General features: G+C 70.6%; 25 protein-coding genes. 16 read left to right on the top strand and 9 right to left on the bottom strand.

Annotated elements, in window-relative coordinates:
• The first annotated feature begins 118 nt into the window (after positions 1–118).
• Positions 119–1,213, top strand: coding sequence for an iron-sulfur cluster carrier protein ApbC (apbC, locus tag AC1KAT_RS10300; RefSeq protein ID WP_480325466.1), 1,095 nt, complete (start codon positions 119–121; stop codon positions 1,211–1,213).
• A gap of 27 nt (positions 1,214–1,240) precedes the next feature.
• On the opposite strand, the gene AC1KAT_RS10295 is transcribed toward apbC, so the two are convergent.
• The gene (locus AC1KAT_RS10295) at positions 1,241–1,780 is read right to left on the bottom strand and encodes an Mpo1 family 2-hydroxy fatty acid dioxygenase (protein ID WP_480325464.1); all 540 of its coding nucleotides are present in this window, start codon (positions 1,778–1,780) and stop codon (positions 1,241–1,243) included.
• A 120-nt stretch (positions 1,781–1,900) separates the two neighbouring features.
• On the opposite strand from AC1KAT_RS10295, the gene AC1KAT_RS10290 reads away from it, so the two are divergent.
• The 4 genes from AC1KAT_RS10290 (at position 1,901) to ypfJ (ending at position 5,446) form a co-directional block, all read left to right on the top strand.
• Complete coding sequence (locus tag AC1KAT_RS10290) at positions 1,901–3,418, top strand: C13 family peptidase (RefSeq protein ID WP_480325462.1); 1,518 nt, start codon at positions 1,901–1,903, stop codon at positions 3,416–3,418.
• A 58-nt stretch (positions 3,419–3,476) separates the two neighbouring features.
• Positions 3,477–4,046: a dCTP deaminase gene (dcd, locus tag AC1KAT_RS10285; protein WP_480325460.1), complete on the top strand. Its 570-nt coding sequence runs from the start codon at positions 3,477–3,479 to the stop codon at positions 4,044–4,046.
• Positions 4,047–4,190: 144 nt separating this feature from the next.
• Positions 4,191–4,457, top strand: coding sequence for a hypothetical protein (locus tag AC1KAT_RS10280; protein WP_480325458.1), 267 nt, complete (start codon positions 4,191–4,193; stop codon positions 4,455–4,457).
• 113 nt (positions 4,458–4,570) lie between these two features.
• Positions 4,571–5,446: a KPN_02809 family neutral zinc metallopeptidase gene (ypfJ, locus tag AC1KAT_RS10275; RefSeq protein WP_480325456.1), complete on the top strand. Its 876-nt coding sequence runs from the start codon at positions 4,571–4,573 to the stop codon at positions 5,444–5,446.
• Between the two features lie 59 nt (positions 5,447–5,505).
• Here ypfJ and AC1KAT_RS10270 read toward each other — a convergent pair whose 3' ends face one another.
• Together AC1KAT_RS10270 and AC1KAT_RS10265 are read right to left on the bottom strand one after the other, a co-directional pair.
• The gene (locus tag AC1KAT_RS10270) at positions 5,506–5,859 is read right to left on the bottom strand and encodes a cupin domain-containing protein (protein ID WP_480325454.1); all 354 of its coding nucleotides are present in this window, start codon (positions 5,857–5,859) and stop codon (positions 5,506–5,508) included.
• Between the two features lie 67 nt (positions 5,860–5,926).
• Entirely contained in the window at positions 5,927–6,568 is a 642-nt protein-coding gene (locus AC1KAT_RS10265) for an NAD(P)-dependent oxidoreductase (RefSeq protein ID WP_480325452.1), read from the bottom strand.
• Positions 6,569–6,668: 100 nt separating this feature from the next.
• On the opposite strand from AC1KAT_RS10265, the gene AC1KAT_RS10260 reads away from it, so the two are divergent.
• On the top strand, positions 6,669–7,583 hold the full coding sequence (locus AC1KAT_RS10260) for a LysR family transcriptional regulator (RefSeq protein WP_480325450.1): 915 nt from the start codon (positions 6,669–6,671) through the stop codon (positions 7,581–7,583).
• 32 nt (positions 7,584–7,615) lie between these two features.
• Here AC1KAT_RS10260 and AC1KAT_RS10255 read toward each other — a convergent pair whose 3' ends face one another.
• The gene (locus tag AC1KAT_RS10255; RefSeq protein WP_480325448.1) at positions 7,616–9,229 is read right to left on the bottom strand and encodes a Y-family DNA polymerase; all 1,614 of its coding nucleotides are present in this window, start codon (positions 9,227–9,229) and stop codon (positions 7,616–7,618) included.
• A gap of 16 nt (positions 9,230–9,245) precedes the next feature.
• Positions 9,246–9,977 carry a translesion DNA synthesis-associated protein ImuA gene (gene imuA / locus AC1KAT_RS10250; protein WP_480325446.1) on the bottom strand — a complete coding sequence of 244 codons (732 nt, stop codon included), beginning with the start codon at positions 9,975–9,977 and terminating at the stop codon, positions 9,246–9,248.
• Between the two features lie 326 nt (positions 9,978–10,303).
• Between imuA and AC1KAT_RS10245 the strand changes: the two genes are divergently transcribed.
• Both AC1KAT_RS10245 and AC1KAT_RS10240 read left to right on the top strand, forming a co-directional pair.
• A complete protein-coding gene (locus AC1KAT_RS10245; protein ID WP_480325444.1) occupies positions 10,304–10,699 on the top strand; it encodes a YchJ family protein in 396 nt (131 codons plus the stop codon).
• A 7-nt stretch (positions 10,700–10,706) separates the two neighbouring features.
• Positions 10,707–12,215, top strand: coding sequence for an ankyrin repeat domain-containing protein (locus AC1KAT_RS10240; RefSeq protein WP_480325442.1), 1,509 nt, complete (start codon positions 10,707–10,709; stop codon positions 12,213–12,215).
• A gap of 27 nt (positions 12,216–12,242) precedes the next feature.
• Here the strand turns inward: AC1KAT_RS10240 and AC1KAT_RS10235 are convergent, their stop codons facing one another.
• From AC1KAT_RS10235 to AC1KAT_RS10225, 3 genes are all read right to left on the bottom strand, one after another.
• Positions 12,243–13,562: an ATP-binding protein gene (locus AC1KAT_RS10235; RefSeq protein WP_480325440.1), complete on the bottom strand. Its 1,320-nt coding sequence runs from the start codon at positions 13,560–13,562 to the stop codon at positions 12,243–12,245.
• A gap of 96 nt (positions 13,563–13,658) precedes the next feature.
• Positions 13,659–14,360 (bottom strand): hypothetical protein, encoded by a 702-nt coding sequence (locus AC1KAT_RS10230; RefSeq protein WP_480325438.1) that lies wholly within the window; start codon positions 14,358–14,360, stop codon positions 13,659–13,661.
• A gap of 60 nt (positions 14,361–14,420) precedes the next feature.
• On the bottom strand, positions 14,421–15,962 hold the full coding sequence (locus AC1KAT_RS10225) for a methyl-accepting chemotaxis protein (RefSeq protein WP_480325436.1): 1,542 nt from the start codon (positions 15,960–15,962) through the stop codon (positions 14,421–14,423).
• A gap of 183 nt (positions 15,963–16,145) precedes the next feature.
• On the opposite strand from AC1KAT_RS10225, the gene AC1KAT_RS10220 reads away from it, so the two are divergent.
• From AC1KAT_RS10220 to AC1KAT_RS10185, 8 genes are all read left to right on the top strand, one after another.
• On the top strand, positions 16,146–17,468 hold the full coding sequence (locus AC1KAT_RS10220) for a replication-associated recombination protein A (protein WP_480325434.1): 1,323 nt from the start codon (positions 16,146–16,148) through the stop codon (positions 17,466–17,468).
• 55 nt (positions 17,469–17,523) lie between these two features.
• Positions 17,524–18,651: an aminotransferase class V-fold PLP-dependent enzyme gene (locus AC1KAT_RS10215; RefSeq protein WP_480325432.1), complete on the top strand. Its 1,128-nt coding sequence runs from the start codon at positions 17,524–17,526 to the stop codon at positions 18,649–18,651.
• A gap of 307 nt (positions 18,652–18,958) precedes the next feature.
• Positions 18,959–19,882: a branched-chain amino acid ABC transporter permease gene (locus AC1KAT_RS10210; RefSeq protein WP_480325430.1), complete on the top strand. Its 924-nt coding sequence runs from the start codon at positions 18,959–18,961 to the stop codon at positions 19,880–19,882.
• Positions 19,883–19,891: 9 nt separating this feature from the next.
• Positions 19,892–20,992, top strand: coding sequence for a branched-chain amino acid ABC transporter permease (locus AC1KAT_RS10205; RefSeq protein ID WP_480325428.1), 1,101 nt, complete (start codon positions 19,892–19,894; stop codon positions 20,990–20,992).
• Positions 20,993–20,995: 3 nt separating this feature from the next.
• The gene (locus AC1KAT_RS10200; RefSeq protein ID WP_480325425.1) at positions 20,996–21,772 is read left to right on the top strand and encodes an ABC transporter ATP-binding protein; all 777 of its coding nucleotides are present in this window, start codon (positions 20,996–20,998) and stop codon (positions 21,770–21,772) included.
• Positions 21,773–21,782: 10 nt separating this feature from the next.
• Complete coding sequence (locus AC1KAT_RS10195) at positions 21,783–22,496, top strand: ABC transporter ATP-binding protein (RefSeq protein WP_480325423.1); 714 nt, start codon at positions 21,783–21,785, stop codon at positions 22,494–22,496.
• Between the two features lie 173 nt (positions 22,497–22,669).
• Positions 22,670–23,551, top strand: a complete 882-nt coding sequence (locus AC1KAT_RS10190) for a CsgG/HfaB family protein (protein ID WP_480325422.1) — start codon at positions 22,670–22,672, stop codon at positions 23,549–23,551.
• Positions 23,552–23,556: 5 nt separating this feature from the next.
• Positions 23,557–24,054 (top strand): hypothetical protein, encoded by a 498-nt coding sequence (locus AC1KAT_RS10185; RefSeq protein WP_480325420.1) that lies wholly within the window; start codon positions 23,557–23,559, stop codon positions 24,052–24,054.
• 82 nt (positions 24,055–24,136) lie between these two features.
• Here AC1KAT_RS10185 and pbpC read toward each other — a convergent pair whose 3' ends face one another.
• On the bottom strand, positions 24,137–26,491 hold the full coding sequence (gene pbpC, locus AC1KAT_RS10180; protein WP_480325418.1) for a penicillin-binding protein 1C: 2,355 nt from the start codon (positions 26,489–26,491) through the stop codon (positions 24,137–24,139).
• Positions 26,492–26,505: the final 14 nt, after the last annotated feature.

Raw genomic sequence — 26,505 nt, 5'->3', positions numbered from 1 at the left:
GCGTCGGCCAGGGGCCAGAGGCGGCGAACAGGGGCTGTGATTCTAGGCTTCGGGCCGCCGCGATGGTGCGCTGCGATAGACTGCCCCGGCCCTTTTTGTCCCCCTGCCGAAAGCCCCCATGTCCGCCTCTGAAACCGCGCTGCTGGCCGCGCTGAAAGCCGTCATCGACCCCAACACCGGCAGCGATTTCGTCAGCACCAAGCAGCTGAAGAACCTGAAGGTCAACGGCGGTGACGTGGCCTTCGACGTGGAGCTGGGCTACCCCGCCAAGAGCCAGGTCGCGGCCCTGACCGAAGCGCTGACGGCGGCCGCCCGCGGCGTGCCGGGTGTGGTGAACGTGGCCGTGAGCATCGGCTTCAAGGTCGTGCCGCATGCCGTGCAGCGCGGCGTGCAACTGCTGCCCGGCGTGAAGAACATCATCGCCGTGGCCTCGGGCAAGGGCGGCGTGGGCAAGAGCACCACGGCCGTCAACCTCGCGCTGGCGCTGGCCGCCGAGGGGGCGGCGGTCGGCCTGCTCGACGCCGACATCTACGGCCCCAGCCAGCCGCTGATGATGGGCTTGGCCGACCAGAAGCCCGAGAGCGCCGATGGCAAGACCATCGACCCGCTGGTCAACTTCGGCGTGCAGGTCATGTCGATCGGTTTCATGGTCGAGGCCGACAGCCCCATGGTGTGGCGCGGCCCGATGGCCACGCAGGCGCTCGATCAGTTGCTGCGCCAGACCAACTGGAAAGACCTCGACTACCTGATCGTGGACATGCCCCCCGGCACCGGCGACATCCAGCTCACGCTGAGCCAGCGCGTGCCGCTGACCGGCGCGGTGATCGTCACCACGCCGCAAGACATCGCCCTGCTCGACGCGAAGAAGGGCCTGAAGATGTTCGAGAAGGTGGGCGTGCCCATCCTCGGGCTGGTCGAGAACATGGCGGTGCACGTGTGCTCGAACTGCGGCCATGCCGAACACATCTTCGGGGCCGAAGGCGGCAAGAAGATGGCCGCGCAGTACGGGGTCGATTACCTCGGCGCGCTGCCGCTTTCGATGAGCATCCGCGAGCAGGTCGATTCGGGCCGGCCGACGGTGGTGGCCCAGCCCGATGGCGAGGTGGCCGGCATCTACAAGTCGATCGCCCGGCAGGTGGCGGTGAAGGTCGCGCAGCGCGCGAAAGACTTCTCGTCGAAGTTTCCGACGATCACGATCTCGAAGAACACCTGAGCCTGAGCTGCCCGGTGCCCTCCGGCCTCAAGCCGGGTGCGCCAGGTCGCGCAGGTAGGTCGGGCCGGCGCGGTGCTCGATCTCGCGCAGCAAAGTCGGGTTCCAGCCGGCGGCGAACATCGCCTCGGCCGTCACGAACATCGGGCCGACGAGCAGGCCGACCAGGTCGTCCACGAAGGCGGGTTTGCGGCCTTCGTAGTAGTGCCCGAGAAACTGGATCACCCAGCCCACCGCGAAGCTGCCCAGGCCCCAGGCCAGCCAGCTCGCCGTGCTGCCGCTGGCCACGCTGTGCGCCAGCGCGACCAGCACGCCGACCGCCACGGTGGTGGCCACGCTCAGGCTGACCGAACCGCGCCGCGTGAGGTACCAGGCCGCTGACAGCACCCAGGCGAGTGCCGCGGCGCTGACCAGCCAGCCGGCCACCTGGGCCTGCGCCCGCGCCAGCAGCACGCCGACGCCGAAGACGATCATCGGCACGCCGACGAAGTGGGTGGTGATGTTGCGGCGGTCGCGGTGGTAGGTCGCGTACTGGGCCAGCAGGTCGAGGGTGGTGCGGCGTTGCGTCATGATGGCTCCCCTTCGTTGGAGGACTCCCGGCCGGCGGCCGGGCCGGGGCCGAACCATTCTGCGCCTGTCATCACAGGCCGGCACACCGAGAAACCCGAAGTCCCTGTCTCTGGAGAATTCATGCACGAGATCGACGGCCGTGCGGCCGTGCGGCCCCACCCGGCCGAAGCGCCCCCGGCGACGTCGCCGCCCGATGTGTGGCGGCCGGTGATCGACTGGTTGCACGAGGCGGCCCGCGCGGCGGTGTTCATGCGTCCCCGCATTGCTCGCCTGCCCGCCGGGCCCTGGGGCGTGGCGCTGGTGACGGCCTTGGCGCTGGCCGTGGCGGTCGGCCTGCAGCGCGCGCTGGTGCCGGGCGACGCGGCGTTCTACCCGCAGGCCCTGGGTTCGGGCTGGTTGCCCACGGTGCTGCTGGCCTGGGCGTGCTGGGTGGCGGCGCGCAGCGCGCCGGCTGAAACCGCCACCGAAGCCGCGCCCGATGCCGGCCGCCTGCTCACGGCCTTGCTGATCAAGGACCTGCTGCTGGTGCTGGTGTTCGGTGTGGCCACGGTGCTCTTGACGCGCTACTTCTCGCACTGGCGCTACGCCAGCCACACGCTGTGGGGCGTCTACATCGGCTGGACGGCCTGGACCGCGCTCACCGGCCTGGTGCTGCTGTGGCGCGCTGCCGCGCCGCGCTGGCCGGTGCGCCTGGCGCTGCTGGGCGTGGCGGCGCTGGTGGCGCTGAGCCTCTTCTACCCGGCGGGCGGCTCGTACTGGTACCCCCGGCACGACCCGCAGGCCGCCGCCGAAGGCAGCGAAGACGGGGTGGACGAAGAGGGCGCCGAAGGCGGCCGCCTCGTGCTCGACCAGCAGACGATCGAGGCGCAGTCGGCCGCCGTGGTGGCGCAGCTGTCGGGCCTGGCCGACGAGCGCCCGGGCCTCGTCGATCTCTACGCCATCGGCTTTGCGCCCTATGCCGAAGAAGACGTGTTCAGCCGCGAGACCGCGATGGTGGCCGAGGTGATGCGCACGCGCTTCGACGCCGAGGGCCGCGTGCTGCACCTGCAAAACCACGCCAAGACCGCCGGCCAGCTGCCCTGGGCCACGCCGCTGAACCTCGAACGCGCCATCCACGCCGCTGCAGCCAAGATGAACCGCGACGAAGACGTGCTCTTCCTGCACCTCACCTCGCACGGCGCGCGCGACGGCCGGCTCTCGGCCGCCTTCTGGCCGGTGCAGGTCGAACCGGTCACACCCCAGCAGTTGCGTGGCTGGCTCGACGCGGCTGGCGTGCAGCACCGCGTGATCTCGATCTCGGCCTGCTACTCGGGCTCGTGGATCGCCCCGCTGGCCGGGCCCGGCACGCTGGTGATGACGGCGGCCGATGCCGAGCACACCTCGTATGGCTGCGGCCGCAAGTCGCCGCTGACCTTCTTCGGCCGGGCGATGTTCGACGAGCAACTGCGCGCGCAGACCCTGTCGTTCGAGAAGGCCCATGCCGCCGCGCGCCAGGTGATCGACCAGCGCGAAAAAGAGGCCGGCAAGACCGACGGCTACTCGAACCCGCAGATCGCCGTGGGCGAGGCCATCCGCGAGCGGCTGGCGGCCCTGCAGGCGCGGCTGGAGTCGGGCCTGGCGGGCAAGGCGGCGCGTTGAACGGCCTACCTACAATCGCCAGCTTTCGTTGGTGGGGGCGCCCTGGGGCGCAACGCGCATGAGCATCAAGAGCGACAAGTGGATCCGCCGCATGGCCGAGCAGCACGGGATGATCGAGCCCTTCGAGCCCGGCCAGGTGCGCAACGCCCCCGACGGTCACAAGATCGTCAGCTACGGCACCAGCAGCTACGGCTACGACATCCGCTGCGCGCCCGAATTCAAGATCTTCACCAACATCAACTCGACCATCGTCGATCCGAAGAACTTCGACGAGAAGAGCTTTGTCGATTTCGAAGGCGACGTCTGCATCATCCCGCCCAACAGCTTCGCGCTGGCGCGCACGGTCGAGTACTTCCGCATCCCGCGCAGCGTGCTGACCATCTGCCTGGGCAAGAGCACCTACGCCCGCTGCGGAATCATCGTCAACGTGACCCCCTTCGAGCCCGAATGGGAGGGCTACGTGACGCTCGAATTCAGCAACACCACGCCGCTGCCGGCCAAGATCTATGCGGGCGAGGGCTGCGCGCAGGTGCTGTTCTTCGAGAGCGACGAGGTCTGCGAGACCAGCTACAAGGACCGCGGCGGCAAGTACCAGGGCCAGACCGGCGTGACGCTGCCGAAGACCTGAGCGGGTCGGGGCGCCCGGGCGGGGCGGGCGGCGGGTGCTGCCCCGGTTCGGAAACAGTCCGTAAAAACCCTGCTTTTCGCCTCATGGTTGGCCGACCCCGGCCGATATCGTCTCTTGACCGCCCGGGGAGGGTGGGGAGACAACATGAACAACACCCAAGGGCCGCAAGACACGGCCACCCTGGCTCCGGCCCACGTCGATCCGCAACTCGTCGAGCGCTTTTCGCGCCTGATGGGGCTGCGCGACTGGCCCGTCGAGCCGCCGCGCATGCTGCGCGACTCGGCCTACGCCTACAAGCGCCTGGCCATTGCCTTCAGCAGCGGCGACGCGGCGCTGAAAGCCTTGTCGATCACCCTCTTCGAGCGTTACCAGGCCCAGGCGCACCGCCGCCGCCGCGCCACCGAGAACTGATCACCCTTTTCGATTCGCCCCGGCGCGCCCAGCGCGCTGAACGCCCCCCGGCCGACGCAGGCCACCCGTCGCGCATACCATCGCCCGGTCATCGACCCGGCGAGGAGCACGGCATGAAGTGGGAAGGCAACCGACGCAGCGACAACGTCGAGGACGCCCGCGCAGGCGGCGGAGGAGGCGGCTTTCGCCTCGGGGGCGGCCGTGGCGTCGGCCTCGGCGGCATCGTCATCGCCCTCGTGGCCGGGTGGATCTTCGGCATCAACCCGCTGACCATCCTCGGCCTCATGTCGGGCGAAGGCGGCCCCGTCGCCACCCAGCCGAGCCCCGCCACCGCGCCGCCGGCCGACGACAAACTGGGCCAGTTCGTCTCGGTCGTGCTCGCCGACACCGAAGATGTGTGGCGCGAGCAGTTCAAGCAGATGGGCGCCACCTACCGCGACCCGAAGCTGCGCCTCTTCCGCGGCAGCGAGCCCACGGCTTGCGGCATGGGCCAGTCGGCCATGGGGCCCTTCTACTGCCCCGGCGACCAGAAGGTCTACATCGACCTCGACTTCTACGAAACCATGCGCACGCGGCTCGGCGCGCCGGGCGACTTCGCCCAGGCCTACGTGATCGCGCACGAGGTCGGCCACCACGTGCAGAACCTCATGGGTCTCAGCGGCAAGGTCGATGCGATGCGCGGGCGCATCAGCGAAGCCGAGCAGAACGCGCTGAGCGTGCGGCTCGAACTGCAGGCCGACTGCTTCGCCGGCGTGTGGGCACACCATGCGAACAACGCGCGGCAAATCCTCGAACAGGGCGACGTCGAAGAGGCGCTGAACGCGGCCTCGCAGATCGGCGACGACGCGCTGCAGCGCAAGTCGCGCGGCACGGTGCAGCCCGAGAGCTTCACGCACGGCACCAGCGCGCAGCGCGTGGCCTGGTTTCAGCGCGGGCTCAAGGGCGGCAGCGTGCAGCAGTGCAACACCTTCGAGGCGCGGCAGTTGTGAACTGAGCGAGGTGCAGCCGGGGCCGGTCCACGCGCGCCTGGGCCGTCACGAACCAGCGTTCACAAACGCTCGTAGCCCGCCTCGCCCGGCGACACCACCGAGATGAAACGCAGCGGCTCGGCGCCGCCGTTGTAGACCCCGTGCACCGCGCCCACCGGCGCGACCAGCACGTCGCCGGGGTGGATGGCGACCGGCGCTTCGCCCACGCCCAGCACGTAGTCGCCCGAGCCCGACAGCACCGTCCAGGTGTCTTGCCCCGCCGGGTGCACGTGCGAGGGGATGCGCTGGCCCGGCGCGACGTGCCAGGCCACGACCACGGCCTCGGGCGAGGCGCAGACCACCGAACGGATCGGCTCGTCGTCGGCGTTGGGTTGGAAGTGCTCGGCGCTGTGGAACTGGCGACGCGTCGTCATCGAAGGCATCCCGGGAAAAGTGACGTGCCCCCGTTCAGCAAGGATCACGCCACCGGCCCGGCGGGCCTCACTGCCAGACGCTGAAGCGCTGGCGCAGGTGACGCGGCTGCGCCAGTTCGTCGGCGATGGCCACGGCCAGATCGGCCACCGAAATGCCGGCCGGCTGGCCTTGGTGCAGTGGCAGATCGTCGCCGCCGGTCTGGTACCGCCCGGTGCGCGGGCCCGGCGCCAGGTGCACGGGTGGCGAGACGAAGCTCCAGTCGATGTCGGCCTGCTGGCGCACGAGGTTCAGCGCCTCGCGCGCGGCGAGTGCGCCCTGCTTCCACTCGGCTGGGAAGGCCGGCGTGTCCACCAACTGCACGCCCGGGGCCACGTACAGGCTGCCCGCGCCGCCCACCAGCAGCAGGCGCTTGACGCCGCTGCGCCGCGCGCCGGCGAGGATGGCCTGCGTGCCTTCGAGAAACAGGGCGTGCAGGCGGGGCTCTTGCCAGCCCGGGTTGAAGGCGCTCACCAGCGCGTCGTGCCCCTCGGCCGCGTGCGCGACCTGCGCTGCGTCGAGCGCGTCGGCCGCCACCACGCGCAGGCCGTCGCGCGCCGGGTACTTGGCCGGCTGACGCGCCAGGGCGGTCACGGCATGGCCGCGTTGCAGCAGTTCGTCGAGCACGGCCGAGCCGATGAAACCGGTGCCGCCGATGAGTGCGATCTTCATGCGTTTCTCCAAGAGGTTGTCGATGCACGAGACGATATGGGCTTCACAATCTGGCCGAAAGTCGCTTGTTTCGAACAACTTTGTTTAGCCAGTCTTCACAATGGACGATCCCGGCCCCCACCTGAAACGCCTGGCTGTGTTTGCGGCCGTGGCCCGCGTCGGCTCGATGAGTGCGGCCGCGCGCTCGCTGGGCATGAGCACTTCGGCCGTCAGCCAGCAACTGCGGTTGCTGGAGCAGCAACACGGCGTGACCCTGCTGCACCGCTCGACGCGCAAGCTCACGCTCACCGAGGTGGGCGCGAGGCTGGCCGAGCACAGCCAGGCGATGGTCGATGCCGCGACGCGGGCGCGCGAGCACCTGCGCCTGGCGCACGACGCGCCAAGCGGCGAGCTGCGCCTGGCCGCGCCAGTGGGCTTTGCCCGTCACGTGGGGCTGGCCCTGGCGCCGCTGCTGGCCAAGCACCCGGCGCTGAAGCTGCGCCTGCTGGTGGACGACGCGATGATCGACCTGATCGACGCGCGCATCGACCTCGCCTTTCGCGGCGGCCGGCTCGTCGATTCGTCGTGGACAGCGCGGCGCCTGTGCCGGTTCGACTGGGCCTTGTGCGCGTCGCCCGAGTACCTGCATCGCCACGGCGAGCCCCGGATGCCGGCCGATCTGGCGCAGCACCAGTGGCTGGCGGCCGGATTGGAAGGTCCGCGGCTCAAGGTGACGCTGGCCGGGCCCGGCGGCGAGGCCGAGGCCGTGGCCGTCGAGCCGCGCATCGTCAGCAACAACCAGTTCAGCCTCGAACAGATGTGCGCTGCCGGTCTGGGGGTGGCGATGCTGGTGCGCGTCAACATCGACGACGAATTGCGCAAGGGCCGGCTGGCGGTCGTGTTGCCCGAGTGGCAGCTGGAGCCCATTCCCATCTGGGCCGTCACGCCGCAACGCGAGCAACCCGCCAAGGTGCGGCACGCGATGGCGGCGATGGCGGCCTACCTCGTCCGGCAGCCCGGGGTGCGGGTGGACTGAAGCGCCGGGTGGTCTCGCTCGCCGTACGGCGCTCAACCGAACCAGCCCTGCAAGAACCAGTTCGCGCCCTGCGCCGCATCGACCGGGATGCGCCGCCGGTACAGCCAGGCCAGCGCGCCGTCGCGGGTCTGGGCGACGAAGTAGTCGCGCTCGGCGAGCGCGTCGTCCCACCAGCCGGTTTCGATGCGCTCGGGCCCGGCCAGCAAGGTGACGGGGTGGCCGGCCAGCAAGGGCGCGGCATGCGGCGACTCGTGCAGCGGTTGCGGCTCGGGCAGCAGCCACACCGGGTGCCGCGCGGCGCCGGCCGGCAGGGCGCGGGCCGCCCGGGTGAGGCGTTGCGTGTCGAGCAGGCCGCCATCGGCCGGCTGGCAGGCGGTGGCCCGTTCGGGGCGGTGGTCGGCCAGCGGCACGAGGCGCTGCACGCGCTCGCGGCCGAGGCGGGCCTGTAGGCGCTCGATCAATCGCACCAGGCCTTCGCGCTCGCCGCGCGGGGTGGGAAACAGCTCGTCGTTGGGCGGCGGCTGGTGGGCGATGTCGTGCGCATGCAGGGCCAGGTCGAGCGTGGGCGCGGGCAGCACCAGCGCGGCGAGGCGTTCGCGCAGCAGCGCGAGCAGGTGGGCCGCGTCGCGCGAGGGCTCGGTGAGGGCCAGCGTGAGCACGGTGCAGGGCGGCGTCTGGCTCTCGTGGCGCCAGCGCGGCTCGTGCTTCATGTGCAGGTCGAAGCGCCGCACGAAGGCGTGCCGGGCCGACAGCCAGGCCACCAGCCGCATCAGCAGCACCTCGGCGCCGTGCAGCAGTTGCGCGGTGTTGTCGGCGCGGGCGAAGAGTTCGAGTTCGCTGTCGAAGACGGGCGGCAGGCGCAACGGCTCGCGCGGGTCGGGCCGGTCGCCGAAGGCGCAGTCGATCTCGCCGAGCAGCCCGGTGCCGAAGCGCCGCGCCAGCCCCGCGCGCGGCAGCCGGCGCAGGTCGCCCAGCGTGCGCAGCCCCATCGCCTGCCAGGCTTCGGCGTGCTCGGCGGCGGCCTCGGGCAGCCCCAGGGGCGCGGCGTCGAGCCAGCGGTGCAGCACGGCGAGGTCGGGTGCGCACAAGGTGCGCTCAGGCGAGGCCAGGCGCGCCAGCCACAGGGCACCCTGGGCCGTGGGCGCGCTGGCGAGCTGCACGCGGTGGCCCAGCGGCACGAGCGCGTCGCGCAGCCGGCACAGCAGCGCGTCGAGGCCTTTGAAGTAGCGCAGGCTGGCCTGCACTTCGAGCAGCACGCCCTCGGGTGGGCACAGGCAGACCATGGGCGTGAAGGCCAGCGCGGCATGGCCGACGCTCAGCAGCGCCCGCGCGTCGCGGTGCGCATCGACCTGCCCCAGCACGAGCTGCGGCGCGAGCGCCAGCGCGGTGGCGCGCTTGAGGCCCGGGTGCACGCCCTGCGCCCGGGCCTGTTCGTTGGCGGCGATGACGTGGTGCAGATCGACGAGCGCCAGCGCCTGGCCTTCGAGCCCGCCGCTCAGCGTGGCGGCGAAGGATTCGAGCGACAGCCAAGGCAGGTGGATGCCGATCCACCGCTGGGGTTTGCCGGCCGAGGCCGGCGCTGCGGTGGGGGACTCAGGGGGTGCGAGCCCATCGGCGGTCCCGGCCGGGGTGTGGGCGCGGGCCATGTCGCTTCACGCCTGCTCAAGCCAGGTTCACGAAGGTCGCGCCGGCCAGCGGCGCGTGGCGTGCGGCGGCCGCGTCGGCCCGCGCTGTGGCGGTGGCCGACAGCACCGGCGGCAGCCGCAGGTGAATGGGCGCGAGCACCGGCGGCCCGCGCCGCTTGAGCACGTTGACCGCCAGCTGGTCGGCCCCGCCCGGGCGCAAGGCCAGGCGCAGCGGTGCGGCACTGGCCTGCTGCTGGGCAGCCATCTCGCGCAGCACGAAGGCCGGGCCGTCGTGCGCCTGCGCGGCCAGCTGCAGGCGTCGCACGCGCTCGGGCCGCAGCCGGGCCGGCAGCCAGGCGAGCGTGGCCCCGACGTGGCCGCTCTTGAGGGCCTGTTCGAGCGCCCACTGGCTGTCGGTGCCCGGCGTGGGTTGCAGCTGGGTGTGGACGACCAGCAGCTGCGACACGTCGAGCCCCAGTTGTGTCAAGGCCCAGGCCGACAGCTGCGCGGGCGGGTCGAACAGCATCACCAGCCGCCCGGTGGATTGCACCTCGGCCAGCGCTTCGGCCAGCAGGCGGATTTCACCGATGCCCGGCTGCGCCAGCAGCAGCTCGGTGAGCGCGCGACGCGGCCAGCCGCCGCCGGGCAGGTGCGCGTCGAGCGCGGCAAAGCCGCTGGGCACGGGCCGCTCGCCGCTGCGGCCGAGTTGGTGGCCGCGCCACAGGGCCGGGTGCAGCAGCTCGGGGTGCAGCGCGACCGGGCCGGGCAAGGCAGGGAAGGGCGGCGACGCAGACCCCGGCGGGGCCGACGCAGGCGCCGGTGCGGACGAAGCCCGCGCAGGGGATGCCCATGCCGTCGATGCCAGTGCCGGCGACCCCGGACCCGGCGGCTCGAACCCATCGAACAAGGACGCCGTGCCGCACGCGGGGGTGCGGCCGGTGTCGTGTCGAGGGGGGCGGGTGGGGGCGAAGGAGCTCATGGGCAGCAGCGAACGGGTACTGTATTTTTATACAGTATTTGCCGCCCTGTGGGACTTTTTCCAAGTCACCCCATCCGTCCCCGGGCATCGGTCACGGGGCGAGACAATCCGCGCCCATGCCTGCCGACCGATCCGCCCTCTGCCCTTGCGGCAGCCCCCAGCCCTACGCCGCCTGCTGTGGCCGCTACCACGACGGCCCGCTGCACCTGCAGGCGCCCAGCGCCGAGGCGCTGATGCGCTCGCGGTACACCGCCTTCGTGCGCGACCTCACCGGCTACCTGCTCGACACCTGGCACCCGAGCACGCGGCCGTCGGACCTGGAGCCCTCGCCTCCCGGCCTGCACTGGCTGGGCCTGGACGTGAAGGCGCACCGGGCCCTCGACGACACCCACGCGACGGTCGAATTCGTCGCCCGCAGCAAGCTCGCCGGGCGCGCGCACCGGCTGCACGAAACCAGCCACTTCGTGAAAGAAGAGGGCCGCTGGTTCTATGTGGACGGCGACATCGCCTGACGAGACCATGAAGCGCCAACAACACCCAGGGATCGGCATGACCTCACGTGCGATCACCCCCGGCCGCTGGCTCGCCGCCGCCTGCCTCGCCATGGCCGCGCTCACCCCTGCCCGGGCCGCCCCGCCCGAACCCGCCGCCCCGGCGCTGCGTTGCCCGCGCGCCGAAGGCCAGGCGGCACCGACGCCCCGGCTCTACCAGGCCATCCTCGCCGGCGATGCGCGGGCGGTGGCGCGCCACCTGAAGCAGGGCGACGACCCGACGGCCTGCGCGGCCGGGGCGAGCCTCGTCGCGCAGGCCGTGAAGCGCGGGCAGATGGACATCGCCTACCAACTGCTCAAAGCCGGCGCGAGCCTCGACCGCCCCTTGAGCGCGGGCGGCGAGAGCGTGCTGATGCAGGCGGTGGGCCAGGGCGACTTCGCCCTCGCGGCGCAACTCGTGCGCGCCGGCGCCGACGCGAACACCCAGGTGAGCGGCTTCAGCGCGCTGCACGTCGTCGCCGCGACCGAAACGCGGCCCTCGAGCACCCGCGCCCGCGAGCAGCTCGACCTCGCGCGGGCCCTGCTCGTGCGCGGGGCCCGCGCCAACGCGACCTCACCGCGCGGCGAGACCGCGCTGATGTACGCGCTGGACCAAGGCAACACCTGGCTGCTGCGCGTGCTTCTCAGCCAGGGCGCCGACCCCACGCTGCGCCAGGGCGCCGGCCGCGCCCCGCTGCAGCAGGCCCAGGCCTCGGGCCGCACCGACCTGCAAGCACTGCTCGCCTCGCACCGGGTGATGCCCGAGGGCGCCTCGACCTCGGCCGCTGTGCTCATCGAACAAGGCCAGGACGCGGCCCTCGCGGCGCTGCTGCCCACGCTCGACGCGCGCCAGACGCCCGGCCTCGCGCGGCAGGCCTTGTTGATGGCCGCGCTGAGGCACCGCCGTTTCTCGATGCTGCCGCCGCTGGTGGCCTGGGGCGCCGACCCGAACGGCGTCAGCGAACTCGTCGAAGGCTTCGACCTCGTGCCCTCGACGCCGCTGCAATTCGCCATCGGCCACGGCCTGGGCACCGGGGTGATCGAGGCGCTGCTCAAGGCCGGCGCCGACCCCGACCACCGCATGGCCTACGACCCCGGCAGCACGCCGCTCGACCTGGCGCTGAACCGGCACGACCTGCCCACGGCGCGCACCCTGCTGCGGCTGGGCGCCGACGCGAACGGCCGCACGCCGCCCGGCGACATGACGCCCTTGATGACGGCCGTGGCGCTGGCCGGCGTGCCCGGGCTCGACGACCCGCTGGGCTTTGTGCGCGAGTTGCTCGACCGCAAGGCCAAGGTCAACGCCATCGGCCCGCAAGGCATGACCGCCTTGCACTTCGCCGCCCTGGCGGGCAACGCCGCCGCCGTGCGGCTGCTGCTCGACCGGGGCGCGCGGCCTGCGCAACGCGACATGCAGGGCCGCAGCGCGCTCGATGTGGCCCGGCAAGAGAAGGCCCACGAGGCGGTGCGCCTCTTGGCCCCGGTGACGCCGAAGTAGCCCGCGGCCTTTCAGTGTCTCGGCCGCTCAGCCCGGCCGCTGAAAGCGCACCGTCACCCGCAGGCCGCCGAGCGGCGATTCGCCCAGCGTGACCTCGGCCCCATGCCGCGTGGCCACGCTGCGCACGATGGCCAGGCCGAGCCCGGTGCCGGGCTCGGCGGCCGGGTTGCGGCGGTAGAAGCGGTCGAACACGCGGCCGCGTTCTTCGGGCGGAATGCCCGGGCCCGCGTCGTCCACCTGCAGCGTGGGCACGCCGGCGTCGTCGCCCACCCGCAGTTCGACGCGCGAGCCGGCGGGCGAATAGCGCACAGCGTTGTCGGCCAGGTTGCGCACCAGCACCGCGAGCGCGGTGCGGTCGCCCGTCACCTGCACCGGTGCGTCGGCGAACAGCGCGAACTCGGTGCCGCGCGACACCGCGAAGGGCACCGTGTCGGCCACTGCCTGGCGCACCAGCTCGGCCAGGTCGAGCGCTTCGCGTGCCAGGGCCGGTGCGCCGGGTTCGCTGCGCGCCAGCGTGAGCAGCTGTTCGACCAGCCGCGCGGCGCGGTCGATGCCGGCGGTGAGCGCGGCCAGCGCCTCGCTGCGCTGCGCGTCGTCGGGCGCACGCTTGAGCAGTTCGAGCTGCAGCTTCAGAGCGGTGAGCGGCGAGCGCAGCTCGTGCGCCGCGTCAGACACCAGCGCGCGTTGCGTGTCGAGCGATTCGCGCAGGCGTTGCAGCAGCGCATTGAGCGCCGCGACGAGGGTGGACACCTCCTCGGGCAGGCCCTGCGCGTGCACGTCGCTCAGCAGTTGCGCGTCGCGCCGGCGCACCTCGTCGGCCACGCGGCGCAGCGGGCGCAGCGTCCACGCGGTCAGCGCGCCCATGGCCAGTGCCAGCAGCGGCGTCAGCACCAAGAGCGGCGTCACGCCACGCAGCGCCGACGCCGCGGCCAGCCGCTCGCGGATGCGCACCGGCTGCGCCACCTGGATCACCCGAAACGGCGTGGCCACGCTGAAGGTGCGCCAGCTTTCTTTCTGCGCGCCGTCGCCTTCGACCTGCACCGTGGCAAAGCCCAGCAGCGCGCGGCTGGGCAGGTGGCGGTGCAGGCGCGAGCTGTAGATGGCGCGGCCGTCGATCGACCAGATCTGCACCACGAAGTCGAGCTGGCCATCGGCCAGCGCCGGGGCCTGGTCGGGCGCCACCTCGCCCTGGTCGCGCAGCGAAAGCGCCATTTGCTGCAACTGGTAGTCGAACAGCGCCTCGGTTTCGGCCAGCACGTTGCGGTACGTGAACCCCGCCGTGACGAGGGCGGCCAGCAGCAGCAGGGCGAGCAGCGAGGCGAAGAGGCGGGCGCGGATCGAGTTCATGCCGGGGCGATTTTCACGCCAGCAGCCAAGCGGTGTGAGGGCTTCGAGGCCTCAGCCCGAACGGATCGGGGCGTGCAAGCCAGTCGCCGATCAAGCTCAGAAGTTGAGCATCACGCCCACCGTCGTCAGCTTCAGGCGCGGCGTGTCGCGCTGGATGCCGTACGAGGCGTTGACGCTGGCGGTTTCGGACAGCACCCAGCGTGCGCCCAGCGCCATCCACGGCCGGCTGCCGTCTTCGCCGAAGGTCTCGGCCAGCAGCTCGACGCCGTTGCCCAGCGCCAGCTCGCCGGCCAGGCCCCAGGTGAGCCGGCTTTCGTCGTCTTTGACCTTGAGCCAGCCGAGGTTGGCGTGGCCGGTGATGTGCGAGCTGAAGGACTTGGTGAACGCCAGGCCGATGTTCATGCTCTCGGTGCTGAGGTTGTTGCCGGCTTCGCGCAGGCCGATCACGCCATAGACGACCGACACGCCCACGCCGTTGCCTTCGCGCTTGACGGTGTTGGTCTTGCCGGTGAAGTAGACCGCGTCGGAGCGCACGTCCGTCGCCTTCACGCGCGAGAAGCCCACGTCGAGCTGCGTGTTGGCGCCGACGCCGCAGCCGACCTGGGTGGTCCAGCCGTTGGCCTTGAGCTCGCCAGCGCGGGCGTTCTCGCGGAAGTAGTCCCACTGGCATTCGCTGCGCTCCAGCACGTCGGCCTCTTGGGTGACGAGCGGTTGCGCCGCGCGGGCGCCGGTGGCCCAGGCGGCGAGCAGCAGGGCGGCGATGGCGGCGGCGGTGGCGGTGAAGCGCAAGGTTTTCATGGCGGGTCCTGAAGGCGGGAAGGGCGGTGAAAGGGTGGGGCGGTGGGGGCGTGATCGGCGTCAGGCCGCGCCCGCGTCGAGCTTGAAGACGGAGACGGTGCGCACCAGTTCGCGTGCGTCGCTCACCAGGCCGGCGGCGGCGCCCGCGCCCTGTTCGGCCAGCGCGGTGCTTTCGTGGGTGGCGGCGTCAAGTTCGCGCACGGTGTCTTGCAGGCCTTCGATGCTGGCGGTCTGTGCGAGCGTGGCGTCGGTGATCTCGCCCATCAGGCGGCTCACGTGCTGGATCGAATCGACGATCTCTTGCATGGTCTGGCCGGCCTGATCGACGAGCGTGGAGCCGTGGTCCACACGCTCGACGCTGGTCGAGATCAGTGTCTTGATTTCTTTGGCGGCATTGGCCGAGCGCTGCGCCAGCGAACGCACCTCGCTGGCCACGACCGCGAAGCCGCGGCCCTGCTCGCCGGCGCGGGCCGCTTCGACGGCCGCGTTCAGCGCGAGGATGTTGGTCTGGAAGGCGATGCCGTCGATCACGCCGATGATGTCGGCGATGCGGGTCGAGGACTCGTTGATGCCGCGCATCGTCTGCACCACCTGCGCCACCACTGCGCCCCCACGGCCGGCCACCTGGCTGGCGCTGGCGGCGAGCGTGTTGGCCTCGCGCGTTTGCGTGAGCTTGCTTTGCAGGGCCGCGCCCAACTGCTGCAGCGATGCGTTCGAGCTTTGCAGGTTGATCGCCTGCGTCTGGCTGCGGCGCGACAGCGCCTCGCTGCCGGCGGCCATCTCGCCCGAGGCGCTGGCCACGCGGTTCGACACGCGGTGCAGCTCTTGCGTCAGGTGGCTCAGGTTCTTCTTCATGTGCGACAGCGAGCCCATCAGCGTGGCTGCTTCGCCCGAGCCGCCCTGGGGCACCGGCACGGTGAGGTCGCCCTGCGCGATGCGGTCGGCCACGCCCACCGCGTCGCGCATGGGCTTCGAGAAGCGGCGCGCCAGCCAGGGGGCGGTGCCGGCCATGAAGCCCAGCGCGATGACCAAGCCGACGAGGATGCTCAGCTGCGTGGTGCGCGCGGTGTCGCGCCCGGCCTGTGTCAGCGTCGCGGCGTGCTGCTCGATGGCGTCGCTCAGTGCTTCGTTGCCGGTTTCGAGGGCATCGAAGTGGCGTTCGAATTCGGGCATCGCGGCGCGCAAGGTGTCGAGCGGGGCGCCGGCCAGCGACTGCACGCGTTCGGCCGAGGCGGTGTACTGCGCCACCAGCGGCTCGGCCTGGTCCACCAGTTGGCGTACGGGCGCGGGCAATGGCTGGGCCTTCAGCGCGGCCAGCGACTCGGCGTAGCGCTGGCGGTGTTCGGTGAGCGCCTGGCGGGCTTCGCCCAGCGCCTTGGCGTCGCCGTCGCGGGCGGCGAGCACGGCGGCCATCACGTCGCTGCGGATGGCGTCGTGCATCATGTCCCCGTCCATGCTGCTGCGCACCGCGTTGGTGGCGGTCAGCACGTGGTCGAGCGCGCTGGCTTGCCGCTGCGTGGCGAGCAGGCCGATGCCGCCCACCAGCCCGGCCATGGCCGCGCCGGCCAAACCGAAGCACAGGATCTGGTTTTTCAGATTCATTGGAGGCATCCCTTGACTGGCAGGGATGAACCTCACGTCCGTGCGAGCACCACGTTCCCTGCCGGCTGGACTATCGGCCAGAGACTGCGCGAGGACACGGCCGAACAAAGGCAGATTCACCGCCCAGTTCGAAGCGAGCGCCCACGCGGCGAGGGCTTTTTCACGGGTTGCACAATCGACCGCATGAGTTCGAACCTGTCGCTGCCCTTGGGCGATGCCCCCACCGCACCGCTGGCCGAGCGCCTGCGCCCGCGCACGCTGGCCGAGGTGATCGGCCAGCAGCACCTGCTCGGCGAAGGCAAGCCCTTGCGCGCGGCCTTCGAGTCGCGCCAACTGCATTCGATGATCCTGTGGGGCCCGCCCGGCGTGGGCAAAACCACGCTCGCGCGCCTGATGGCCGATGGCTTCGACGCGCAGTTCATCCAGATCTCGGCCGTGCTCGGCGGTGTGAAAGACATCCGCGAGGCGGTCGAGCGCGCGCAGGCCGCGCAGTCGGGCGGGCGTCGCACGGTGGTGTTCGTCGATGAGGTGCACCGCTTCAACAAGGCCCAGCAAGACGCCTTCTTGCCGCACGTCGAGTCGGGGCTGTTCACCTTCATCGGCGCGACCACCGAAAACCCCTCGTTCGAGGTCAACTCGGCGCTGTTGTCGCGCGCCACCGTGCACGTGCTCAAGTCGCTGGGCGACGATGACATGGCCGAGCTGCTGGCGCGCGGGCAGGCGCTGCTCGACGCCCCGCCGCTCACCGACGCCGCGCGCGACCGTCTGGTGGGCTATGCCGACGGCGACGCGCGCCGCTTGCTCAACGCCTACGAAAACCTCGTGCGCATGAACCGCGAGGCGCCCGAGATCGGTGAGGCCCAGCTCGAACGCTCACTCGGCGAGCAGCTGCGCCGCTACGACAAGGGCGGCGAGCAGTTCTACGACACCATCTCGGCGCTGCACAAGGCCGTGCGCGGCAGCGACCCCGACGCCGCCCTGTACTGGTTCGTGCGCATGCTCGACGGCGGCGTGGACCCGCGCTACGCCGCACGCCGCATGGTGCGCATGGCCAGCGAAGACATCGGATTGGCCGACCCGCGCGCGCTGCGCATGACGCTGGACGCCGCCGAAACCTACGAGCGCCTCGGTTCGCCCGAAGGCGAACTGGCGCTGGCACAGGCGGTGGTGTTCTTGGCGATGGCGCCGAAGTCGAACGCCGTCTACATGGCCTTCAACCAAGCCAAGCGCTTCGTCAAGCAAGACGGTACGCGCCAGGTGCCGCTGCACCTGCGCAACGCGCCCACGCAGCTGATGAAATCGCTCGACTACGGCAAGAACTACCGCTACGCGCACGACGAGGCGGGGGGCTTCGCGGCCGGTGAGAGCTACTGGCCCGACGACATCACGCCGCCGCGCTTTTATGAGCCGGTGCAACGGGGGCTGGAGATCCGCATCGGCGAGCGGCTGGAGGAGTTGCGCCGCCTCAACGCAGAGGCGCGCAGTGCGGGAAAGCCGCCTCGGTGAAGGTCATCGTCCGGTGCTAATCTGAACTGTTCATTCCACAGCGAGAAGACACGCCATGCCTGGTTTGCTGCCCCACGTCGATCCCGACGGCCTGCTTGAGTTCTCGGTGGTCTACACCGACCGCGCGCTCAACCACATGTCCAAACGCTTTCAGGGCGTGATGCACGAGGTGTCGGCCACGCTGAAAGAGGTCTACAAGGCCAAGTCGGCCATCGTGGTGCCGGGCGGCGGCACCTACGGCATGGAGGCGGTGGCGCGCCAGTTCGCGCACGGCAAGAAGGTGCTGGTGCTGCGCAACGGCTGGTTCAGCTACCGCTGGTCGCAAATCTTCGAGATGGGGCGCATCCCGGCCAGCGAGACGGTGCTCAAGGCGCGTCGCGTTGGCGAGGGCCCGAAGGCGCCGTTTGCGCCGGCGCCGCTCGACGAGGTGGTGGCGCGCATCGCGGCCGACAAACCTGACATGGTGTTCGCGCCGCATGTCGAAACCGCTTCCGGAATGATCCTGCCCGACGCCTACCTGCGCGCCGTGGCCGATGCGGTGCATGCGGTGGGTGGGCTCTTCGTGCTCGACTGCATCGCCTCGGGCACGGTGTGGGTGGACATGCAGGCCACGGGCGTCGATGTGCTGATCAGTGCACCGCAAAAGGGCTGGAGCAGCGTCTCGGGCTGCGCCCTGGTGATGCTGAACGCCAGCGCGCGCGAGCGCATCGAGCAGACCACCAGTTCGAGCTTCGCCAACGACCTGCGCAAGTGGCTGCAGATCATGGAAACCTACGAGTCGGGCGGCCACGCGTACCACGCGACCCTGCCCACCGACACCATCGCCAAGCTGCGCGATGCGATGGACGAGATCCGCCGCTTCGGCTTCGACGCGGCGCGCGACGCGCAATGGCAACTCGGCCGCCGGGTGCGCGAGCAACTCGCCAAACGCGGCTACCCGAGCGTGGCCGCGCCGGGCTTCGAAGCGCCGGGCGTGGTGGTCAGCTACACCGACAACGCCGACATTCAGAGCAGCAAGGCCTTCGCGCCGCTCGGCCTGCAAACGGCCGCCGGCGTGCCGTTGCAGTGCGACGAGGGATCCGAGTTCAAAAGCTTCCGGCTCGGGCTCTTCGGGCTCGACAAGCTGATGCACATCGACCGCACGGTGGGGCACATCGACGAGGCACTGTCGCGGCTGTCGTGACGCGGCCTGCCGCCGCAGGCGGCCCGGCCCCAGCGCCCCGGCCCCAGCGGCTGCAGGCTCACTGCACAGGCGTGCACAAGCGATGGGGTTGGCGCGCGACCGCTCAACCGGGTACAACAGGGTCCAACCGAACGCGGCGGACCGGCCGGGCCTTCAAGGGCTGTGCGGTTCGGCGTTCGTGTGACGTGTGCCGCGCTTGGGGCGGATACGGCCCAGGCCGAGCCAACCCGCTGCCTAGAATACGCGCCCGATCGACCCTGGCCGCAAACTTGCTGGCCTGGAGCAATCACCCGATGGACAAGCGCTGATGGACATCTTCATTCAACAGATCATCAACGGCTTGGTGCTCGGCAGCGTGTATGCGCTGATCGCCCTGGGCTACACGATGGTCTACGGCATCATCAACCTCATCAATTTCGCGCATGGCGAAGTGCTCATGGTGGGGGCGCTGACGAGTTGGACGGTCGTCACCGTGCTCGCAGACCTGGGCTGGCCGGGCTGGCTCTTGATGCTGATCTCGCTGCTGGCGGCCATCGTCGTGTGCTCGGTGCTCAATTTCGCCATCGAGAAGATCGCCTACCGGCCGCTGCGCAACGCACCGCGCCTGGCCCCGCTGATCACCGCCATGGGCATGTCGCTGCTCTTGCAGACGCTGGCGATGATCATCTGGAAGCCCAACCCCAAGCCGTACCCCATCCTGCTCGACTCGCAGACTTACGAAATCGGCGGTGCGGTCATCAACACCATCCAGATCATCATCCTCGGCACCACGGTGGTCACCCTGGCCGGGCTGATGTACCTCGTGAACCGCACCAAACTCGGCCGCGCGATGCGTGCCACGGCCGAGAACCCGCGTGTGGCGGGGCTCATGGGCGTGCGGCCTGACATGGTGATCTCGGCCACCTTCATCATCGGTGCCGCGCTCGCCGCGCTGGCCGGCGTGATGTACGCCGCCAACTACGGCTCGGTGCAGCACTCGATGGGCTTCCTGCCGGGCCTGAAGGCCTTCACGGCGGCGGTGTTCGGTGGCATCGGCAACCTCGCGGGTGCGATGGTCGGCGGCGTGCTGCTGGGCCTGATCGAGGCGCTGGGCGCGGGCTACATCGGCCTGCTCACCGGCGGTGTGCTCGGCAGCCACTACCAGGACATCTTCGCCTTCATCGTGCTGATCCTCGTGCTGACGCTGCGCCCGCAAGGCCTGCTCGGCGAGCGTGTCGCAGACCGCGCGTGAGGTGGTCCCATGAGTGAACAGACCAAAAAGCTGGCCGTTTTCCTGATTGCTGCTCTCGCCCTGCTGGCCGTGCCGCTGGTGGCGCAGCAGTTCGGCAACGCCTGGGTGCGCATCATCGACATCGCGCTGCTCTACGTGCTGCTCGCGCTGGGGCTGAACATCGTCGTCGGCTACGCCGGCCTGCTCGACCTGGGCTATGTGGCCTTCTACGCGGTCGGTGCCTACATGTTCGGCCTGCTCGCGTCGCCGCACCTCACGCAGACCTTCCCCGCCATCGCGCAGATGTTCCCGAACGGCCTGCACCTGCCCTGGTATGCGGTGATCCCGCTCGGCGCGCTGCTGGCGGGCCTGTTCGGGGTGCTGCTGGGGGCGCCCACGCTCAAGCTGCGCGGCGACTACCTCGCCATCGTGACGCTGGGCTTCGGCGAGATCATCCGCGTCTTCCTGCTCAACCTCGATGCGCCGGTCAACGTGACCAACGGGCCCAAGGGGCTGTCGCAGATCGAGCCGGTCACGCTGTTCGGCTTCAACCTCGCGCAAAAGCACACGCTGTTCGGCTTCGAGGTGCCCTCGGTCACGAACTACTACTACCTCTTCCTGGCGCTGGTCGTGATCAGCGTGCTGATCTGCTACCGCCTTGAACGTTCGCGCATCGGCCGCGCGTGGATGGCGATCCGCGAAGACGAGATCGCGGCCAAGGCCATGGGCATCAACACCCGCAACCTCAAACTGCTGGCCTTCGGCATGGGCGCCACCTTCGGCGGCGTGTCGGGCGTGATGTTCGCGAGCTTCCAGGGCTTCGTGTCGCCCGAGTCGTTCAGCCTGCACGAGTCGGTGATGATCGTCGCGATGGTGGTGCTGGGCGGGCTGGGGCACATCCCCGGCGTGATCGTCGGTGCGGTGCTCCTGGCGGCCTTGCCCGAGGTGCTGCGTCACATCGCGAGCCCGCTGCAGAACATGACCGGCGGCCGGCTCGATGCGTCCATCTTGCGGCAGCTGCTGATCGCGCTGGCGATGATCATCATCATGTTGTGGCGCCCACGCGGGTTGTGGCCTTCGCCCGAGCATGGCAAGGCGGCCCCGATGCCGCAGCCGAAGGCAGGGGCGTAGCGCATGGCTGAAACCGTTCTCAAGGTCAGCGGGGTGTCCAAGCGCTTCGGCGGCTTGCAGGCGCTCTCGGACGTGGGCATCACCATCGAAGCCGGCCAGGTCTACGGCCTGATCGGCCCCAACGGCGCGGGCAAGACCACCTTCTTCAACGTGCTCACCGGCTTGTACGCGCCCGACTCGGGCAGCTTCGCGCTGAGCGGCAAGCCCTACAAACCGACCGCCGTGCACGAGGTCGCCAAGGCCGGCATCGCGCGCACCTTCCAGAACATCCGCCTCTTCGCCGAGATGACGGCGCTCGAGAACGTGATGGTCGGCCGCCATGTGCGCACGAATTCGGGCCTGCTGGGGGCGATCTTTCGCACCGGCGGCTTCAAGGCCGAAGAAGCCGCCATCGCAAAACGTGCGCAAGAGCTGCTCGACTACGTGGGCATCGGCAAGTACGCCGAGTTCAAGGCGCGTACGCTGAGTTATGGCGACCAGCGGCGGCTCGAGATCGCACGCGCGCTGGCCACCGACCCGAAGCTCATCGCGCTCGACGAGCCCGCCGCCGGCATGAACAGCACCGAGAAGGTGGTGCTGCGCGAACTGATCGACACCATCCGGCGCGACGGCCGCACCATCTTGCTGATCGAGCACGACGTGAAGCTCGTGATGGGCCTGTGCGACCGCGTGACCGTGCTCGACTACGGCAAGCAGATCGCCGAGGGCACGCCTGCCGACGTGCAACGCAACGAGAAGGTGATCGAGGCTTACCTCGGCGCCGGCCACAAGACGCACTGACCGACACCGCATGGCCAACGTTCTGCTTCAAGTCCGCAACCTGCAAGTCGCCTACGGTGGCATCCAGGCCGTCAAGGGCGTGTCGTTCGAGGTGCGCGAAGGCGAACTCGTCAGCCTGATCGGTGCCAACGGCGCTGGCAAGACCACCACCCTCAAGGCCGTCACCGGCACCCAGCCCGTGCTGGCCGGCGACATCGAGTACCTGGGCAAACCCATCAAGGGCCAGGGCCCGTGGGACTTGGTCAAGCAAGGCCTCGTGATGGTGCCCGAGGGCCGTGGCACCTTCACGCGCATGTCGATCACCGAGAACCTGCAGATGGGCGCGTTCGTCCGCAAAGACAAAGAGATCGCCGCCGACATCGACAAGGTGTTCACGATCTTTCCGCGCCTCAAAGAGCGCCGCAACCAGCTGGCCGGCACCATGTCGGGCGGTGAGCAGCAGATGCTCGCCATGGGCCGCGCGCTGATGGCCCGGCCCAAGCTGCTGCTGCTGGACGAGCCCTCGATGGGCCTTTCGCCCATCATGGTGGACAAGATCTTCGAGGTGGTGGCCGACATCGCCAAGCAGGGCGTGACCATCTTGCTGGTCGAACAGAACGCCAGCCGCGCGCTGCAATTGGCCGCCCGCGGCTACGTGATGGACTCGGGCGAAGTCACCATGAGTGGCGACGCCAAGGTGCTGCTCGACGACCCCAAGGTGCGGGCCGCCTACCTCGGCGAGTGAGACCGCCGCGCGGCCCACGAGGCCGCGCTTCATGTGACGAAAGACAGTGCCTGTGCCAAGGGCGCTGCCTATACTTTGAGCGCCCCCGTTCACTTGAGGGGCATTCTTCCGCGAACCTCCGCGAACCGAACGCCAGCCTGGTCAAGTCCGGTTCCGACTTTCAGGGGCATCCCATGTCTTCGACCTCGAATCCCAACGCTTCTCTGCGCCTGGCCACCTTGGCGACGCTCGCCGCCAGCGCGCTGCTGACCGGCTGCCTGGCGACCACGCCGTCCCTGGGTGGCGGCAGCGCCACCGCCGTGACGGGCGCCGCCGCCGGCGGCGAGGCCGCAGGCAACAACAGCAAGCTCGAACGCTGCAAAGAGTCGCTGGGCACGATCCGCATCGAAGAAAACACCTCGTCGCCCTGGTACGGCTACTACTACCAGCACTACCGCCTGGGCTCGACCGTGCCGCTGCTGCGCACGATGATCCAGCAGTCGAACTGCTTCGTGGTGCTCGAACGCGGCCGTGGCATGCGCGGCATCGAACAAGAGCGCGCCATGATCCGCGGTGGTGAAGAAGGCCGCGCCGGCAGCAACTTCGGCCCCGGCCAGCAGGTCGCCGCCGACTACTCGCTCAGCCCCGAAATCATGATGAACGCCAAGGGCAGCTCGGGCATCGGTGCCGGCATCGGCGGCCTGCTGAGCCGCGCCTCGCCGCTGCTGGGCGGTGTCGCCGGCAGCGCCAAGATGAACGAAGCCGGCACGGTGCTGCTGCTGGTGGACGTGCGCTCCACCGTGCAGATCGCCGCGGCCGAGGGCTATTCGAAGAACTGGGACTTCGGCCTCGGTGGCTCGCTGTTCGGCGCGCTCGGCAGCGGCTTCGGCGGCGCCGGTGGCAGCGGCTACACCAGCACGCCCGAAGGCAAGCTGGTGGCCTCGGCCTTCGTCGATGCGTACAACAAGATGGTCGTCGCGCTGCGCAACTACAAGGCTCAGACCGTCAAGGGCGGCCTGGGCACGGGCGGTCGCCTGGGTGTGCAAGGCGGCCAGACGCCGGACTCGCCGAAGTGATCGCCATGGGTGAGCTTCGTTGGCCGGTGGTGCTGCGGTCGGCCGCCGCAATCGTCGTGTTGGGCGGGGCGGCTGCCGGGGCACAAGCCCAGCAGTTCCACCTGTACCTGCTGTGCAAGGGCGAGTTGAAGACCGGCGCCGGCAAGTCCGAGCCGGCGCACATCGACCTGGCCCTGCGCGACAACAACATGACGGCGCTGATCCAGCGCTCGAACGTGCTGCCCGTGGGCGAGCGCATGAAGTACACCGCGAGCCAGACGCACTACTCGCTGGTCTATGCCACGCCGCGTGCGGGCACCAGCGTCTACGTGGGCTGGTTCGGCACGGCCTTCTTCGTGACCTACCCGCAGTTCCGCCGCGTGGTCGAGACGCGCCTGTCGATCGACCGCCAGACCGCCGAACTAGACGGCGACATGATGGCGCTCAACAACGAACAGCTCGGCGTGTTCAACATGGCCTGCGAGCCCCGCAAGCACGACGACATGCCCAAGCCGAAGTTCTGACCGGGCCTGCGGGCCCGTGTGAGACAAGAGGCCTGCCCACCCGGCAGGCCTTTTTCATGGGCGCACGGCCCGGCCACGCAGCTCACAAGCCGCCGACCACCACCTCGACCCGGTGGTGCCGCCCCATCGCGTCGAGCGCCGTCACCGTGTGGCGACCGTTGTCGGTGAAGGCCAGGCGTACCGATTCACCGGCGGGGCCGCGGTGGCGGTGCAGGCCATCGACCAGCCAGTAGATGTGCGGGTCGGGGCCAGACGACTCTTGGCCCAGCGTCGAGACCGTCACCACGACCTCTTTGCGGCCGGCGGCCGGGCGCAGCACCGCGCCGGATTCGAGGCCCGCGATGCGCAGCGTGGTGCCGCCGCGTGCCGCGCCGCAATGGGCCGATGCGGCGGGGGCGGGGCGCCAGGGTTCCAGCGCGGTGGGCCAGCGGGCGATCGTGACGCGTGGGGCCTCGTCGCCGACTTCGCCGGCAGGGGCCGCGCCGTTGCCAGGTGCGCCCGCCGCGTCACACCGGGCCACCGAGGCCAGCAAGCCATCGGTGCGACCGCGATCGGGCAGGGTGGGCGGCACGGCGCCACTCAAGGCCCAGCCGGTGCGGCGCTCGTGGCAGTGGGCCGGGTCGGTGGCGGCTTCGGCCAGTCCGAGCGGCCAGCAGACCGTCACGCGCTGAACGCTGGCCGGCCGTGCGCGCGGCGGTGTCGGCGCGTGCTCGGGCAGGGCGGCGACCACGTCTTGCAGCAGCGGTGTCGCGGTGTTGGCACCGAAGAAGCCGGGGTTGGGCGTGCCGTCGGGCCGGCCGACCCACACGCCGACCGTGTGGCGCTGTGTGACGCCCACCGCCCACGCGTCACGAAAGCCGAAGCTGGTGCCGGTCTTCCAGGCCAGGCGGCGCGGCGTGTCGGCGAACGGCCGGTCGGGGTGGCCGCCGGCTTCGAGGATGTCGCGCACGATGAAAGCTGCGCCTTCGCTCATCACGCGCGACTCGATGCGCGGCGCGTCGGGCGTGAGGCGCGGGGTGCCGGCCAGCCCGTCGCGCGCCAGTGCGCGGTAGGCGCCGACCAGCTCTTCGAGCGTGGTGCCGGCGCCACCGAGGATCAGACTCAGGTTCGGCGTGCTGCCCGAGGGCATGCGCAGGCGCAGCCCGCCGTGGCGCAGCGTGGCGGCGAAGCGGGCCGGGCCGATGCGGTCCATCAGATCGACGGCCGGCACGTTGAGCGACTTCTGCAAGGCCTGCGACGCGCTCAGCGGCCCGCTGAACGAGGCCTGGAAGTTGCCCGGCTGGTAGCCGCCGAACGACTGAGGCGCGTCGATCAGCAGGCTCTCAGAGTGGATGAGGCCTTCGTCGAGCGCCATCGCGTACAGAAAGGGCTTGAGCGTCGAGCCCGGCGAGCGCACGCCGCGCACCATGTCCACGTGGGCGGCGCGGCGGTTGTCGTTGAAGTCGGCGCTGCCGGCGTAGGCGAGCACGTTGAGGCTGTCGTTGTCCATCACCAGCACGGCGAGCGACACCTTGGGCGGCAGGCGGCCGGTGCGGTCGAGCAGCATGCGTTCGATGGCGCTTTGCAGCTCGACGTCGAGCGTGGTGCGCAGCAGGTGGCCGCCGCCCGCGCTGCGCAGCATGCGCTGGCGCAGGCGCTCGGCCGCCAGCGGCGCCAGCCACTGCGCGCGGATGGGCTGGGCGGCGACGACCTCCATGCGCGCGTCGGCCACCTCGGCGGCCGTCCAGCGGCCCGTGTGTTCGAGCCGCGCCAGCACCTTGTCGCGTGCGCGCCGGGTCGCCTCGGGCCAGCGGTCGGGCCGCAGCCGCGACGGCGCCTGCGGCAGCGCCGCGAGCATGGCCGCTTCGGCGTGGCTCAGGTGGCGGCTCGGTTTGCCGAGGTAGGTGCGGCTGGCCATCTCGACGCCTTGCACGATGCCGCCCATCGGCGCGTGGTTGAGGTAGATCGTGAGGATCTCGTCTTTCGACAGCCGCGCTTCGAGTTGCAGCGCGCGCGCCATCTGCCGCAGCTTGACCGCCAGGCTGCGTTGCCGCCCGCGAGGTGGCGGTTCGATGATGCGGGCGACCTGCATCGTGAGCGTCGAGCCGCCCGACACCACGCGCCCGTTGCGCAGCCACTGCGTGCCGGCGCGTGCCAGGGCCACCGGGTTGATGCCCGGGTGCCAGCGGAACCAGCGGTCTTCGTAGCCCAGCAGCGCCTGCAGGTACAGCGGCGAGACCTGCTCGGGCGTGACGGGCTGACGCCAGACGCCATCGGGGCTGGGGTAGGTGCGCAGCGGCGTGCCGTCGGCGGCGACCACCACCGTGCCGCGCCCTTCGGGCGGCAGCGGCGGCGGAAAGGCCAGGTCGAGCGCCAGCAGCAGCGCCAGCAGCACCGCCAGCGCCCACTCGATGCGGCGCCGTGACCCGCGCCGCCACCGGGCCCCGCGCATCACCATGCCCGCGGTCGAGC

The organism is Piscinibacter sp. PDB5-1, from assembly GCF_056676035.1.
The sequence above is the reverse complement of the archived record's forward strand: the minus strand, read 5'-3'. Positions and strand labels throughout refer to the sequence as shown.

What these genes read in the sequence shown, in the direction of transcription:
- apbC (WP_480325466.1), top strand. Translation starts at nt 119, where the DNA reads ATGTCCGCCTCTGAAACCGCGCTGCTGGCCGCGCTGAAAGCCGTCATC.
- AC1KAT_RS10295 (WP_480325464.1), bottom strand. Translation starts at nt 1,780, where the DNA reads ATGACGCAACGCCGCACCACCCTCGACCTGCTGGCCCAGTACGCGACC.
- AC1KAT_RS10290 (WP_480325462.1), top strand. Translation starts at nt 1,901, where the DNA reads ATGCACGAGATCGACGGCCGTGCGGCCGTGCGGCCCCACCCGGCCGAA.
- dcd (WP_480325460.1), top strand. Translation starts at nt 3,477, where the DNA reads ATGAGCATCAAGAGCGACAAGTGGATCCGCCGCATGGCCGAGCAGCAC.
- AC1KAT_RS10280 (WP_480325458.1), top strand. Translation starts at nt 4,191, where the DNA reads ATGAACAACACCCAAGGGCCGCAAGACACGGCCACCCTGGCTCCGGCC.
- ypfJ (WP_480325456.1), top strand. Translation starts at nt 4,571, where the DNA reads ATGAAGTGGGAAGGCAACCGACGCAGCGACAACGTCGAGGACGCCCGC.
- AC1KAT_RS10270 (WP_480325454.1), bottom strand. Translation starts at nt 5,859, where the DNA reads ATGACGACGCGTCGCCAGTTCCACAGCGCCGAGCACTTCCAACCCAAC.
- AC1KAT_RS10265 (WP_480325452.1), bottom strand. Translation starts at nt 6,568, where the DNA reads ATGAAGATCGCACTCATCGGCGGCACCGGTTTCATCGGCTCGGCCGTG.
- AC1KAT_RS10260 (WP_480325450.1), top strand. Translation starts at nt 6,669, where the DNA reads ATGGACGATCCCGGCCCCCACCTGAAACGCCTGGCTGTGTTTGCGGCC.
- AC1KAT_RS10255 (WP_480325448.1), bottom strand. Translation starts at nt 9,229, where the DNA reads ATGGCCCGCGCCCACACCCCGGCCGGGACCGCCGATGGGCTCGCACCC.
- AC1KAT_RS10245 (WP_480325444.1), top strand. Translation starts at nt 10,304, where the DNA reads ATGCCTGCCGACCGATCCGCCCTCTGCCCTTGCGGCAGCCCCCAGCCC.
- AC1KAT_RS10240 (WP_480325442.1), top strand. Translation starts at nt 10,707, where the DNA reads ATGAAGCGCCAACAACACCCAGGGATCGGCATGACCTCACGTGCGATC.
- AC1KAT_RS10235 (WP_480325440.1), bottom strand. Translation starts at nt 13,562, where the DNA reads ATGAACTCGATCCGCGCCCGCCTCTTCGCCTCGCTGCTCGCCCTGCTG.
- AC1KAT_RS10230 (WP_480325438.1), bottom strand. Translation starts at nt 14,360, where the DNA reads ATGAAAACCTTGCGCTTCACCGCCACCGCCGCCGCCATCGCCGCCCTG.
- AC1KAT_RS10225 (WP_480325436.1), bottom strand. Translation starts at nt 15,962, where the DNA reads ATGAATCTGAAAAACCAGATCCTGTGCTTCGGTTTGGCCGGCGCGGCC.
- AC1KAT_RS10220 (WP_480325434.1), top strand. Translation starts at nt 16,146, where the DNA reads ATGAGTTCGAACCTGTCGCTGCCCTTGGGCGATGCCCCCACCGCACCG.
- AC1KAT_RS10215 (WP_480325432.1), top strand. Translation starts at nt 17,524, where the DNA reads ATGCCTGGTTTGCTGCCCCACGTCGATCCCGACGGCCTGCTTGAGTTC.
- AC1KAT_RS10210 (WP_480325430.1), top strand. Translation starts at nt 18,959, where the DNA reads ATGGACATCTTCATTCAACAGATCATCAACGGCTTGGTGCTCGGCAGC.
- AC1KAT_RS10205 (WP_480325428.1), top strand. Translation starts at nt 19,892, where the DNA reads ATGAGTGAACAGACCAAAAAGCTGGCCGTTTTCCTGATTGCTGCTCTC.
- AC1KAT_RS10200 (WP_480325425.1), top strand. Translation starts at nt 20,996, where the DNA reads ATGGCTGAAACCGTTCTCAAGGTCAGCGGGGTGTCCAAGCGCTTCGGC.
- AC1KAT_RS10195 (WP_480325423.1), top strand. Translation starts at nt 21,783, where the DNA reads ATGGCCAACGTTCTGCTTCAAGTCCGCAACCTGCAAGTCGCCTACGGT.
- AC1KAT_RS10190 (WP_480325422.1), top strand. Translation starts at nt 22,670, where the DNA reads ATGTCTTCGACCTCGAATCCCAACGCTTCTCTGCGCCTGGCCACCTTG.
- AC1KAT_RS10185 (WP_480325420.1), top strand. Translation starts at nt 23,557, where the DNA reads ATGGGTGAGCTTCGTTGGCCGGTGGTGCTGCGGTCGGCCGCCGCAATC.
- pbpC (WP_480325418.1), bottom strand. Translation starts at nt 26,491, where the DNA reads ATGGTGATGCGCGGGGCCCGGTGGCGGCGCGGGTCACGGCGCCGCATC.